General features: G+C 71.7%; 14 protein-coding genes. 8 read left to right on the top strand and 6 right to left on the bottom strand.

Going from position 1 to position 11,419, the window contains the following annotated elements; translation table 11 throughout:
• Nucleotides 1-48: 48 nt before the first annotated feature.
• The 3 genes from ACIBLC_RS34410 to ACIBLC_RS34420 all read left to right on the top strand — a co-directional run bounded on the left by ACIBLC_RS34410 (nucleotide 49) and on the right by ACIBLC_RS34420 (nucleotide 3,155).
• Nucleotides 49-1,647 carry an ABC-F family ATP-binding cassette domain-containing protein gene (locus tag ACIBLC_RS34410; protein ID WP_399215303.1) on the top strand — a complete coding sequence of 533 codons (1,599 nt, stop codon included), beginning with the start codon at nucleotides 49-51 and terminating at the stop codon, nucleotides 1,645-1,647.
• A gap of 363 nt (nucleotides 1,648-2,010) precedes the next feature.
• Nucleotides 2,011-2,232 (top strand): helix-turn-helix domain-containing protein, encoded by a 222-nt coding sequence (locus ACIBLC_RS34415; protein ID WP_006123601.1) that lies wholly within the window; start codon nucleotides 2,011-2,013, stop codon nucleotides 2,230-2,232.
• Nucleotides 2,233-2,363: 131 nt separating this feature from the next.
• Nucleotides 2,364-3,155, top strand: coding sequence for an enoyl-CoA hydratase/isomerase family protein (locus ACIBLC_RS34420; protein WP_399215304.1), 792 nt, complete (start codon nucleotides 2,364-2,366; stop codon nucleotides 3,153-3,155).
• 122 nt (nucleotides 3,156-3,277) lie between these two features.
• On the opposite strand, the gene ACIBLC_RS34425 is transcribed toward ACIBLC_RS34420, so the two are convergent.
• On the bottom strand, nucleotides 3,278-4,003 hold the full coding sequence (locus ACIBLC_RS34425; RefSeq protein WP_399215305.1) for a nucleopolyhedrovirus P10 family protein: 726 nt from the start codon (nucleotides 4,001-4,003) through the stop codon (nucleotides 3,278-3,280).
• 87 nt (nucleotides 4,004-4,090) lie between these two features.
• Here ACIBLC_RS34425 and ACIBLC_RS34430 point away from each other — a divergent pair, with 87 nt between their 5' ends.
• Genes ACIBLC_RS34430 through amaP form a run of 5 tightly spaced genes read left to right on the top strand, consistent with a single transcriptional unit; the run spans nucleotide 4,091 to nucleotide 6,422 of the window.
• On the top strand, nucleotides 4,091-4,573 hold the full coding sequence (locus tag ACIBLC_RS34430) for an Asp23/Gls24 family envelope stress response protein (protein WP_399215306.1): 483 nt from the start codon (nucleotides 4,091-4,093) through the stop codon (nucleotides 4,571-4,573).
• A 54-nt stretch (nucleotides 4,574-4,627) separates the two neighbouring features.
• On the top strand, nucleotides 4,628-4,813 hold the full coding sequence (locus tag ACIBLC_RS34435) for a hypothetical protein (RefSeq protein ID WP_399215307.1): 186 nt from the start codon (nucleotides 4,628-4,630) through the stop codon (nucleotides 4,811-4,813).
• A gap of 45 nt (nucleotides 4,814-4,858) precedes the next feature.
• Entirely contained in the window at nucleotides 4,859-5,197 is a 339-nt protein-coding gene (locus ACIBLC_RS34440; protein ID WP_399215308.1) for a hypothetical protein, read from the top strand.
• Nucleotides 5,194-5,838, top strand: a complete 645-nt coding sequence (locus tag ACIBLC_RS34445) for a DUF6286 domain-containing protein (RefSeq protein WP_399215309.1) — start codon at nucleotides 5,194-5,196, stop codon at nucleotides 5,836-5,838. Before ACIBLC_RS34440 ends, ACIBLC_RS34445 begins: the two co-directional genes overlap by 4 nt.
• Before the next feature lie 5 nt (nucleotides 5,839-5,843).
• A complete protein-coding gene (gene amaP, locus ACIBLC_RS34450; RefSeq protein ID WP_399215310.1) occupies nucleotides 5,844-6,422 on the top strand; it encodes an alkaline shock response membrane anchor protein AmaP in 579 nt (192 codons plus the stop codon).
• Nucleotides 6,423-6,465: 43 nt separating this feature from the next.
• On the opposite strand, the gene ACIBLC_RS34455 is transcribed toward amaP, so the two are convergent.
• From ACIBLC_RS34455 to ACIBLC_RS34475, 5 genes are all read right to left on the bottom strand, one after another.
• Nucleotides 6,466-7,221 (bottom strand): SDR family oxidoreductase, encoded by a 756-nt coding sequence (locus ACIBLC_RS34455; RefSeq protein ID WP_399215311.1) that lies wholly within the window; start codon nucleotides 7,219-7,221, stop codon nucleotides 6,466-6,468.
• A 4-nt stretch (nucleotides 7,222-7,225) separates the two neighbouring features.
• Complete coding sequence (locus ACIBLC_RS34460; RefSeq protein ID WP_399215312.1) at nucleotides 7,226-9,031, bottom strand: glycoside hydrolase family 15 protein; 1,806 nt, start codon at nucleotides 9,029-9,031, stop codon at nucleotides 7,226-7,228.
• A gap of 85 nt (nucleotides 9,032-9,116) precedes the next feature.
• Entirely contained in the window at nucleotides 9,117-9,911 is a 795-nt protein-coding gene (locus ACIBLC_RS34465; protein WP_399215313.1) for an SURF1 family protein, read from the bottom strand.
• An 84-nt stretch (nucleotides 9,912-9,995) separates the two neighbouring features.
• A complete protein-coding gene (locus tag ACIBLC_RS34470; protein WP_399215314.1) occupies nucleotides 9,996-10,229 on the bottom strand; it encodes a hypothetical protein in 234 nt (77 codons plus the stop codon).
• A gap of 86 nt (nucleotides 10,230-10,315) precedes the next feature.
• Nucleotides 10,316-11,290, bottom strand: coding sequence for a DEDDh family exonuclease (locus ACIBLC_RS34475; protein ID WP_399215315.1), 975 nt, complete (start codon nucleotides 11,288-11,290; stop codon nucleotides 10,316-10,318).
• Nucleotides 11,291-11,419 lie beyond the last annotated feature (129 nt).

Genomic DNA, 11,419 nt, shown 5'->3' on the forward strand with positions numbered 1-11,419 from the left:
CGTCCTCAGCCGTCCACCCCGTCAATCACCCTGCCCTGGAGTCTGTCCGTGATCTCCGCCTCCGGAATCGAGCTGCGCGCCGGCGCCCGCCTCCTCATCGAGTCCGCCACCTTCCGTATCGCCAAGGGCGACCGCATCGGTCTGGTCGGCCGCAACGGCGCGGGCAAGACCACACTCACCAAGGTCCTCGCAGGTGAGGGCACCCCCGCCGCGGGCAACGTCACCCGCTCGGGCGAGGTCGGTTACCTCCCGCAGGACCCGCGCACCGGCGATCTCGACATGCTCGCCGGCGACCGTATCCTCTCGGCCCGCGGCCTGGACACCCTGATCCGCAAGATGCGTGAGAACGAACAGCGCATCGCCAGCGGAGCGGGCGCCACCCGCGAGAAGGCGATGCGGCAGTACGAGCGCCAGGAGACCGAGTTCCTCACCAAGGGCGGGTACTCCGCCGAGGCCGAGGCCGCCACCATCGCCGCCGCGCTCAACCTGCCCGACCGCGTGCTCGGCCAGCCCCTGCACACGCTCTCCGGCGGTCAGCGCCGCCGTATCGAGCTGGCCCGCATCCTCTTCTCGGACGCCGACACACTCCTCCTCGACGAGCCGACGAACCACCTCGACGCCGACTCGATCGTCTGGCTGCGCGACTACCTCAAGACGTACCGCGGCGGCTTCATCGTGATCTCCCACGACGTCGACCTCGTCGAGACGGTCGTCAACAAGGTCTTCTACCTGGACGCCAACCGCGCCCAGATCGACGTCTACAACATGGGCTGGAAGCTCTACCAGCAGCAGCGCGAGGCCGACGAGAAGCGCCGCAAGCGCGAGCGGCAGAACGCCGAGAAGAAGGCCGCCGTACTGCACTCGCAGGCCGACAAGATGCGCGCCAAGGCCACCAAGACGGTCGCCGCGCAGAACATGGCCAAGCGGGCCGACCGGCTGCTCGCCGGACTCGACGCCGTGCGGGTCTCCGACAAGGTCGCCAAGCTGCGCTTCCCCGAGCCGGCGCCCTGCGGCAAGACCCCGCTGATGGCCGAGGGACTGTCGAAGTCGTACGGCTCCCTGGAGATCTTCACCGACGTCGACCTGGCCATCGACAAGGGCTCACGCGTCGTGATCCTCGGCCTGAACGGCGCGGGCAAGACGACCCTGCTCCGCCTGCTCGGCGGCGTCGAGACCCCCGACACCGGCTCGGTGGTCGAGGGCCACGGCCTCAAGCTCGGCTACTACGCGCAGGAGCACGAGACCCTCGATCCGGAGCGCACGGTCCTGGAGAACATGCGCACCGCGGCCCCCGACCTGGACCTCGTCGAGGTGCGGAAGACGCTCGGCTCGTTCCTGTTCTCCGGGGACGACGTCGAAAAGCCGGCCGGTGTCCTCTCCGGCGGCGAGAAGACCCGGCTGGCCCTGGCCACCCTCGTGGTCTCCTCCGCGAACGTCCTGCTCCTGGACGAGCCGACCAACAACCTCGACCCGGCCAGCCGCGAGGAGATCCTCGGCGCCCTGCAGACCTACAAGGGCGCCGTCGTCCTCGTCACCCACGACGAGGGCGCGGTCGAGGCGCTCCAGCCGGAGCGCATCATCCTGCTGCCCGACGGTGTCGAGGACCTATGGGGCGCGGACTACGCGGACCTGGTGGCCCTCGCCTGAGCCCCCGGCGGTCGGTCACCGCCGCTTGATCGAACGACTGATCCACTGCGTATGGATCATTCGGCCGATCCGTGATCCATCAATGGTGTGAGATCTCCTCGTACCGAGGTGTGTCCTACACCGATTTTCCGGCCGAGCCCTTCGTTCCCAGGGGCTCGGCCGTCTCGCGTCCCTGACCTGGCACTTCGCGGATGAACCCGTTCGGCCGTACGGAGAACGACAGCCGGAATGCCTGGTTCCACTCGTGGGGACGGGCTCCTGTCGTCAAAACCTTGTCTCACCGACCTTGCCGAATGGGTGGCCATGAAGCCCGGGAGGGGTGATCATGAGAGTCCAGAGCGCACTTCCCACGAGGAGGCACGGGTGGCCGAGACTCTGAAGAAGGGCAGCCGGGTAACCGGCGCCGCGCGCGACAAGCTCGCGGCAGACCTGAAGAAGAAGTACGACTCCGGTGCGAGCATCCGAGCGCTGGCCGAAGAAACCGGCCGCTCGTATGGCTTCGTGCACCGGATGCTCAGCGAATCGGGCGTCACCCTTCGTGGGCGTGGCGGAGCGACGCGGGGCAAGAAGGCCGCCTCGGCCTGAGGCCGGGCGTCCCCATCGGCTTCGGTGGTGACCACCCGGTCGGTCCCGTGATCGACCGGGTGGTTACTGTGCAGTCACTTACGGATGTCCAGGTACGGCATCCACCCTGACCGCACGCATCGGAGGCGTCCATGGCTTCTCTCGACCCGGTATTCGACAAGGACGGCGTACGGCTCACCATCGACGACTCCGTCGCCACGGTGACACTGACCAACGCGCCCAAGCGCAACGCCCAGAGTCCCGCGCTGTGGCGGGCGTTGACGCAGGCCGGTCAGTCGCTGCCGGGCACCGTCCGGGTGGTGGTGCTGCGCGCCGAGGGCAAGTCCTTCTCCGCGGGGCTCGACAGGCAGGCGTTCACGCCCGAGGGCTTCGACGGCGAACCGTCGTTCATCGACCTCGCGCGAGGCTCCGACGCCGAGCTCGACGCGACCATCGCCGAGTACCAGGACGCGTTCACCTGGTGGCGGCGCAACGACATCGTGTCCATCGCCGCCGTGCAGGGACACGCCATCGGTGCGGGGTTCCAGCTCGCCCTCGCCTGTGACCTGCGCGTCGTCGCGGACGACGTGCAGTTCGCCATGCGCGAGACCAGCCTGGGCCTGGTGCCCGACCTCACCGGTACGCATCCGCTGGTCGGCCTGGTGGGCTATGCCCGTGCGCTGGAGATCTGCGCCACCGGGCGTTTCGTGACGGCCGAGGAGGCCGAGCGCACCGGGCTCGCCAACCTCGCGGTGCCCGCCGACCAGCTCGACGACGCGGTACGGGACCTGGTGGGCGCCCTGGTGGCCGCGCCGCGCGACGCCGTCATCGAGACGAAGGCGCTGCTGCGCGGGGTGCAGGGACGGACGTACGAGGAACAGCGCGGCGCCGAGCGCGCCGCCCAGGCCCGTCGCCTGCGCGACCTCGCCGGAGTGGGCGACTGAGCCCGTCGCCCGGCCACGAGCACGAGGGACGGCCCGGTCAGCCGCGAAGGCCCGTCGACCGTGCCTTGCCGGGGTCGGTGATCGAGCCCGTCGCCGGGCCCGGGGCGCGTGGAGTCACCCGTTCAGCGGACCGCCGTCACCAGGACCGCCACCGACGGGCTGCCCGGCAGCGCGTTCGTGACCGCTTTCCCGACCTCCCGCGCCACCTCGGATGCGCGCCCCGAGACCGCCAGCTCCACCCGGACGTGACGGCGGGGCAGAGCGCCCTCTCCGGCACGGCCGTCCTCGATGTGCACCGAACGGCCCAAGGTGTCCGTCAGATGGGTGACACCCGGGACGGACAGCGCGGCCGTGGCCACCCGTGCCTCGTCGGCACCGGCCGGCTCGGCGGCAGGTCGTACGTCATCGGGGCGTACGGCGGCGGGTTCCTGGTCCTCCGCCGGCAACCCCGTCACCCGCAGGTCCACTTCCGTGACCGCCAGGCCGAGCAGTTCCGTGGCCGCCGTGGCCAGGGCCAGACGCAGCCGGGCAGCCGTCATCGGCAGCGGTTCCGCGTCGGGGGCGGTGGGATCCGCCGAGGCCGTGAACTCCGCGCTGACGCGCAGGGGGCCGGGCGGCAGCGCGCTGGGCGGCGGGGGCACCGCCGGGTCCAGCGACCGGTCGGGGTCCGCGAGGGCGATCCGTAGCGTGCCGAGGCGGACCCCGCGCACGGGAGCCGCCGCCCGCCGCAGCACGGACTCGGCGGCCACCTCCGTGATCCACGCGCCGTCGCCCGGGACACCGAGGGACAGCAGCCTGCCGAGCCCGAGCCGATGTCGTACCTCTTGCGCCCACGAGTCCGCCGTCATTGCTCCAGCCTGCCGCATCCCCGGCGCGCGAGCGCGCGACCCGACTTACTGTGGGCGAAGGACGACGACCGAAAGGGATGTACGGCGATGACCGACATGACAGAGCGGAAGCGGCCGGAGACCCCCGAGGGCGAGCGGGAGCCGCTGGGCACACGCAAGCCCTCCAAGCGCGGCGGCGGTGATCCCGCGACCCGGGGACGCACCACCATCGCCGACGGGGTCGTGGAGAAGATCGCCGGGCTTGCCGCCCGCGACGTACTCGGCGTGCACGCGATGGGCAGCGGGCTGAGCCGGACCTTCGGGGCCGTACGGGACCGGGTTCCCGGCGGTACGAAGTCCGTCTCGCGGGGCGTCAAGGCCGAGGTCGGTGAGCTTCAGACCGCGCTCGACCTGGAGATCGTCGTCGAATACGGCGTGTCGATCGCGGACGTGGCCCGCGCGGTGCGGGAGAACGTCATCGCGGCCGTCGAGCGCATGACCGGACTCGAGGTCGTCGAGGTCAACATCGCCGTCAGCGACGTGAAGCTGCCGGACGAAGAGGACGAGGAGCCGGAGTCGCGGCTCCAGTGACACGCTGGGCCCCGATCCGCCCGACGCAGCAACCGAATCGCTGAGGAGCGCACCATGAGCTTGGCCGTGATCGGCATGATCGCCGGAATGGCGCTGGGCTTCGCCGGGTACTTCGGGGGTTTCGGGGCCTTCCTTCTGGTGGCCGCCCTCGGTGCCGTCGGCTTCGTCGTCGGGCGGTTCCTCGAAGGGGACCTGGAGCTCGGTGACTTCTTCCGTTCCCGCGACGACCGGCGGCGGTGACGCGTGACCACTCAGCCCGGCCGGCTCGGTGACACACGGCGGCCCGTGACGGACATCGAGCCGGCCGAGCGGGGCGCGACCCGGATCACCGACCGGGTGGTGGCGAAGATCGCCGGCCAGGCGGCACGCGAGGCACTGGCGGCGCTGCCGCCGGACGCCGTGCCCCCGCACGCCACGGTCGTCGTGCACCAGAACACCGCCCGCATCCGTGTCAGCCTCGAACTCCAATATCCCTCCGACATCGGCGCGCAGTGCGGTGCGGTGCGTTGTCATGTCGTTGAGCGGGTAGGCGCGTTGGCGGGGATGGAAGTACCGGAGGTGGCCGTCCAGGTGGAGCGGCTGCATCTGGCACAGGCGCCGGGCGCACACGGGAGGACGCAGTGAGCGAGTCCCAGGGAACCGAGGGCACCACCCAACGGCTGCCCGTACTGGAGAAGGCCGCAGAGGAGGAACCGCTGCCCGTCCTCGACGAGGGGGGCGGGGGATCGGGCCGCTTCTGGTCGGCCCGCCGCGTCCCCGCGGGGATTCTCGCGGTACTGGTCCTCGTCGGCGCGGGCGCCTTCCTGTACGACGTCGCGGCGGTGCGCGCCGACCGGCCCGCCATGCACTGGCGCAGGTCGCTGGCCCGGCAGCTCGCCGAACGCCCTCTGGACGACACCTGGGTGCTCGTCGGCTCCGGAGTGGCCGCGGCCCTCGGGCTCTGGCTGATCGTCCTCGCGGTGACACCGGGGCTGCGCGACATCCTGCCGATGCGCCGCCCGCACGCCGACGTACGGGCCGGGCTGCACCGGGGCGCCGCCGCGACCGCGCTGCGCGACCGGGCCATGGAGGTCGCCGGAGTGCAGTCGGTCCGCGTCCGGATGGGCCGGGCGAAGGCCGACGTCCGGGCGGTCGCCCACTTCCGTGAACTCGACGACGTACGAACCGACTTGGACGCCACGCTCGCCGACGGCATCAGGGGACTCGGCCTCACCCGGCCGCCCGCCCTGTCGGTCAGCGTCGGACGCCCGGGCCGGAAGGGGTGAGCCGGATGCTGCGGATCGTCAACCGTGTACTGCTGGGAGTCGTCGGCCTGGCGCTGGTCGTCCTCGGCGGCTCCGTGCTCGCCGTGGGACTCGGGGTGAACCCGCCCTCGTGGTGGATCCACGACGGGCGGCACGACGTGCTGGTCAGCGACGCCGACCGGGCGCGGTGGCGGGATGAGGGCTGGTGGTGGCCGGTCGTCATCGCCGCCCTCGCGGTGCTCGTCCTGCTCGCGCTGTGGTGGCTGGCGGCCGTACTGCGCCGGCGCCGCCTCGCGGAAGTCATCGTCGACACCGGCGGCGGCGAGGGCGCCCTGCTGCGCGGGCGGGCCCTGGAGGGCGTACTGGCTGACGAGGCCGGGCAGTTGGACGGCGTCCAGCGGGCGCAGGTCCAGCTGACCGGACGGCGCGGCGGCCCCGAGGCGCGTGTGCAGCTCCTGTTGGAGCCCCATGTGGACCCCGGGCAAGCACTGCACTCACTGACCACCGAGGCGCTCGCGCACGCACGCGACTCGGCGGGCCTCGCCGCGCTCCCCGCCGAGGTACGCCTCCGCGGGGTCAAGCACCGCGCCGAGCGGGTGAGTTGAGTCACCCGGAGGCCCCGCAAGCCGCGGAACCTCCGGGAAGGCCCTAGAACCCGCTCCGCATGCCGCCGTCCACCGGCAGCATGATGCCCGTCAGGTAGGACGCCGCCGGGGAGAGCAGGAACGCGGCCGTGCGCCCGAACTCGTCCGGAGTGCCGTAGCGGCGCAGCGGAATGCGGGACTCGTTGGCGGCGCGGGCGGCTTCCGGGTCCGGGGAGAGGCCGTCCAGCTCGCGGACCCGGTCCGTGTCGATGCGGGACGGGAGCAGTCCGACGACCCGGACCCCGCGCGGGCCCAGCTCGTCCGCGAGGGACTTGGCGAAGCCCGCGAGGCCGGGGCGGAGCCCGTTGGAGATGGTCAGACCCGGGATCGGCTCGTACACGGAGCCGGAGAGCACGAAGCCGATGACACCGCCCTCGCCGAGTTCCGCGGCGGCGGTGCGGGCCAGCCGCACCGCGCCCAGGAAGACCGACTCGAAGGCGGCCGTCCACTGCTCGTCGGTGTTGTCCGCGACGAACCCGGGCGCCGGGCCGCCGACGCTGATCAGGATCCCGTCGAAGCGGCCGAAGTGCTGCCGCGCCGCCTCGACGAGCCGCTCGGCCGCCGCGGGGTCGGCGTTGTCGGCGGCGACCCCGAACGCGTTGGGGCCGAGCGCGGTCGCCGCGGCGGTGACGGTCTCCTCGTCGCGTCCGGTGACGATCACCTTCGCGCCGTCGGCGACGAGTTCACGCGCGGCGGCGTTGCCCAGACCACGGGTGGCGCCCGTGACGACGTACACACGGTCCTTCAGTCCAAGATCCATGGTCCTATTCTGTCCTCTTGCCCCCGAACAGGACGAGGGCGGTGTTCACCAGGCCGATATGGCTGAACGCCTGCGGGAAGTTCCCGAGCTGGCGGCCGGCCAGCGGGTCGTACTCCTCGGCGAGCAGACCCACGTCGTTGGCCAGCGCCACCAGCCGTTCGAACAGTTCGCGTGCCTCCCGCGTACGGCCCGTCAGATGCAGTGCCTCCGCGAGCCAGAACGAGCAGGCCAGGAAGGTGCCCTCGCTGCCCGGCAAGCCGTCGACGCCGCCCTGTTCGCTGTCGAAATCAGTCTCCCCGACGCTGTAGCGGCGCAGGAAACCGCTGTGGCCCAGCTCGTCGCGGATCGCGTCGATGGTGCCGACCACCCGTGGATCGTCGGGGGGCAGGAAGCCGACGCGGGGGATGAGCAGCAGCGAGGCGTCCAGTTCCCGGGATCCGTAGGACTGCGTGAAGGTGTTCCGTTCGGCGTCGTAGCCGCGCTCGCACACCTCCTGGTGCACCTCGTCCCGCATCCCGCGCCATACGGCCAGGTCGCCGTCGAGCCGCGGGTCGGCCTCCAGGGCGCGGACGGCGCGGTCGGCGGCCACCCAGGCCATCACCTTCGAGTACACGAAGTGCCGGCGCGGGCCGCGCACCTCCCAGATCCCCTCGTCCGGCTGCCGCCACGCCGTCCGCAGGAACTGCATCAGCGCGACCTGCACGCGCCACATGTGAGGTTTGACGGGCAGGCCCGAACTCCGGGCCAGCGACAGCGAGTCGATGACCTCGCCGTACACGTCCAGCTGCAACTGCTTGACGGCGTTGTTGCCGACGCGGACCGGGCTCGAGTGGGCGAAGCCGGGCAGCCACGGGATCTCGTACTCGGTCAGCCGGCGCTCGCCGGACAGGCCGTACATGATCTGGAGGTCCGCCGGGTCGCCCGCCGCGGCGCGCAGCAGCCAGTCGCGCCAGGCCTCGGCCTCCTCGTGGTAGCCCGCCGATAGGAGCGCGCCGAAGGTCAGGGTGGAGTCGCGCAGCCAGCAGTAGCGGTAGTCCCAGTTGCGTACGCCGCCGAGCTCCTCGGGCAGGGAGGTGGTGGGGGCGGCCACGATGCCGCCGGTCGGCGCATAGGTGAGGGCCTTGAGGGTGAGCAGTGACCGCATCACGATGTCCCGGTGCGGACCGTCGTACCGGCAGCGCGCCGACCACGCCTGCCACTCCTCGACGCTGGTGGCCAACGCCTCGTACGGGTCGCACAGCGGCGGGCGTGGCTGGTGCGAGGGGTACCAGGTCAGGACGAAGGCGACCTTCTCGCCCTCGGCGACCGTGAACTCCGTGTGCGTACGGAAGTCCTTGCCCCAGGTGCGCACGGTCGGTTCGCTGCGCAGCGCCACCGCGTCCGGGCCCGCGACCGCAACGTGGTGGCCGTCCGCCCGGCGCATCCACGGCACGACCAGCCCGTAGTCGAAGCGCAGCCCGAGCAGGCCGCGCATCGTCACCCGGCCGCTGAGCCCTTCGACGATGCGTACGAGATCGGGGGCGCCCTCGCGCTGCGGCATCAGGTCGGTCACCCGGACCGAGCCCTCGGGCGTGTCCCACTCGGTGTCGAGCACGAGGGTGTCGGGGCGGTAGGCGCGCCGGGTGCAGTCGCCCGCCCCCTTGGGCGCGAGCCGCCAGTTGCCGTGCCTGTCGTCGCCGAGCAGCGCGGCGAAGCAGGCCGCGGAATCGAACCGCGGCAGACACAGCCAGTCGACGGAACCGTCCCGTCCCACCAAGGCGGCGGTCTGTTCGTCCCCGATGAGCGCGTAGTCCTCGATGCGTCGGTGCACGTCTGCGGGGTTCCCGCCGGGGACGAACGGCAATCCGCGAGGGAGCCGACCGGGTGACGGCGCGGCGGGAGCCGGGGGTGAGGTCCTACACGGTCGCCGGGGTCGCTTCCGGGGTGCTCGCGGCCGTGGCCGCCGCCTCCGCCCGGTCGCGGCGTTCGCGGCGGACCAGGACCACCCAGCCGACGGGGACGCCCGCGGAGAAGAGCCACCACTGGACGGCGTACGCCATGTGGGGTCCGATGTCGCCGTGTTCGGGGTCGGGGATCAGCTCGGGGGAGTCGCCCTTGGGCTCCGGGGCGGTCTGTTCGATGTAGCCGCCGAGGACCTGCTCGCCGAGCCGCTTCGACTCCTGCTCGCTGTTGATCAGCATGACCATGCGGTCGGGCAGGCCCTGGACGTTCTTGATGCCGCTGTCGGCGGTCGTCTCGTCGCCCTTCAGCCTGCCGGTGACGGTGATCTCGCCCTTCGCGGGCGCCGGGATCCTCGGGAACGCGCTCTGTGAGGCGTCCGCCGCGATCCAGCCCCGGTTGACGATGAGGACCCGGCCGTCGTCCAGGACGAACGGCGTCAGGACGTGGTAGCCGACCGCGCCGTCGGAGTCGGTGCGACGGCGTACGACCTCCTCGCGCGCGGTGTCGAAGTGGCCCTTGGCGGTCACCCGGCGGTAGAGGTCGTCGTGCTTGATGCCCTTGCCCGGGGCGGTGAGCGACTCGGCGGACACCGGCGTGGCGGCGAGCGAGTCGGCGATCACCGTGTTCAGCGCCACCTTGTGCTCGTGGCGGTGCAGCTGCCAGTAGCCCAGCTTGATCATCGTGGGGATGAGGGCGAGGGCCACGAGGGTGAGAATCACCCACTGCCGGGTCAACAGGAAGCGGTACACCCCACGACCGTACAACTCGGTCGTGGGGTGCATCGAAGGGGGTGCGGATCGAAGCGGGCGCGGGGCCCGGCCGCCGGGAGGGGCTCAGACGTTGTCGATGATCCCCACCTTCCCCTCCGCGCGGGCGCAGTGCGCGCCGCAGAACCAGCGTCCCTCGACCTCGACCCCCTGGCCGATGATCTGGACGCGACAGTGCTCGCAGATGGGGGCCATCCGGTGGATCGCGCAGGAGAAGCAGTCGAAGACGTGCACCGCGCCCTGCGCGTGGACCTCGAACGACATGCCGTAGTCATTGCCGCAAACTTCACATCTCGCCATGCGCCACAGGGTGGGGCGCCGACGGGACGGGGGCGAGCGGACGCCGGGCGAGTCGTCCCGCAATCACCCGTCTGACGTCCACCCGGTCACGGTCGCGTGGCCGGTTCCACATCCCGCAGGAGCTGTCCGAACGCCGCCTCGTCGATCACCGGTGTCCCGAACTGCCTGGCCTTGGCCACCTTGGACGTACGGGAGTCCGGGTCGTTGGTGACGAGCAGGCTGGTGAGCCGGGACAGGCTCGTCGCGACATGCAGCCCGGCCTCGACGGCACGGTCCTCCAGCAGCTCACGGTCGACGGACGTGTCCCCGGAGAAGGCGACCCGCATGCCCTGCCTGAGCGGCCTGTCCGCCACGTAGCGGCCGGGGTTGGGGTAGGGGCAGGCGGGTCGCTTGCGCGAGGGGCGCCAACTCCCGGACGGGTAACCGCCGCCCTGCCGCCCGATCGAGGGGCCGGAGGACCACTCCGTGAGCGGCCGGCACTCGAGGAGGGGCAGCCGGACTCCGTCCCGCGCGGCGGCCCGCAGGCTCGGCCTGAACGCCTCGGCCAGTACTCGCGCGTCGTCCAGCGCGTGGTGCGCCCGCTGCTGTACGACGCCGAAATGCGCGGCCAGTGACGCCAGCTTGTGGTTGGGCAGCGGAAGCCCCAGCTCCTTGGAGAGCGCGATGGTGCACAGCCGCTGACGCACCGGAGCCTCGCGCTCCGCGCGCGCGTACTCCCGGGCGATCATCGACCAGTCGAAGACCGCGTTGTGCGCGACGAGCACGCGGTCGGCGAGCCGGGCGGCGAACTCCTCGGCGATCTCCTGGAAGAGCGGGGCGCCTTCGAGCACGTCGCTCGTCAGGCCGTGGATCCACACCGGGCCCGGGTCCCGCTCCGGGTTGACCATCGTGTACCAGTGGTCCTCGACCTCACCGCGCGCGTCCAGCCGGTAGACGGCGGCCGAGATTATCCGGTCGTCCCGGGCCAGGCCTGTGGTCTCGACGTCGACGACCGCGTACCCCTGTGGATACGCGGCCGGCCAGGAGACGGGGGACGCTGCGGTCGTCAGGTCTTCGAGCATGGTCACTGAGAATACGGGTCGCGACTGACAGTCCGTCCCCAAACTCCGCACTCTCCGGAGGGTCCGTCAGACGCCAGTGCCACGGGCGGCCCGTGCGGCGAGCGCGGGGAGTTGCGCGGGTTTCTCCAG

Origin of the sequence: Streptomyces sp. NPDC050535 (assembly GCF_044457665.1) — a bacterium.
Classification (GTDB): Bacteria; Actinomycetota; Actinomycetes; order Streptomycetales; family Streptomycetaceae; genus Streptomyces.

What these genes read in the sequence shown, in the direction of transcription:
- ACIBLC_RS34420 (WP_399215304.1), top strand. Translation starts at nt 2,364, where the DNA reads ATGGCTTCTCTCGACCCGGTATTCGACAAGGACGGCGTACGGCTCACC.
- ACIBLC_RS34425 (WP_399215305.1), bottom strand. Translation starts at nt 4,003, where the DNA reads ATGACGGCGGACTCGTGGGCGCAAGAGGTACGACATCGGCTCGGGCTC.
- ACIBLC_RS34430 (WP_399215306.1), top strand. Translation starts at nt 4,091, where the DNA reads ATGACCGACATGACAGAGCGGAAGCGGCCGGAGACCCCCGAGGGCGAG.
- ACIBLC_RS34435 (WP_399215307.1), top strand. Translation starts at nt 4,628, where the DNA reads ATGAGCTTGGCCGTGATCGGCATGATCGCCGGAATGGCGCTGGGCTTC.
- amaP (WP_399215310.1), top strand. Translation starts at nt 5,844, where the DNA reads ATGCTGCGGATCGTCAACCGTGTACTGCTGGGAGTCGTCGGCCTGGCG.
- ACIBLC_RS34455 (WP_399215311.1), bottom strand. Translation starts at nt 7,221, where the DNA reads ATGGATCTTGGACTGAAGGACCGTGTGTACGTCGTCACGGGCGCCACC.
- ACIBLC_RS34470 (WP_399215314.1), bottom strand. Translation starts at nt 10,229, where the DNA reads ATGGCGAGATGTGAAGTTTGCGGCAATGACTACGGCATGTCGTTCGAG.
- ACIBLC_RS34475 (WP_399215315.1), bottom strand. Translation starts at nt 11,290, where the DNA reads ATGCTCGAAGACCTGACGACCGCAGCGTCCCCCGTCTCCTGGCCGGCC.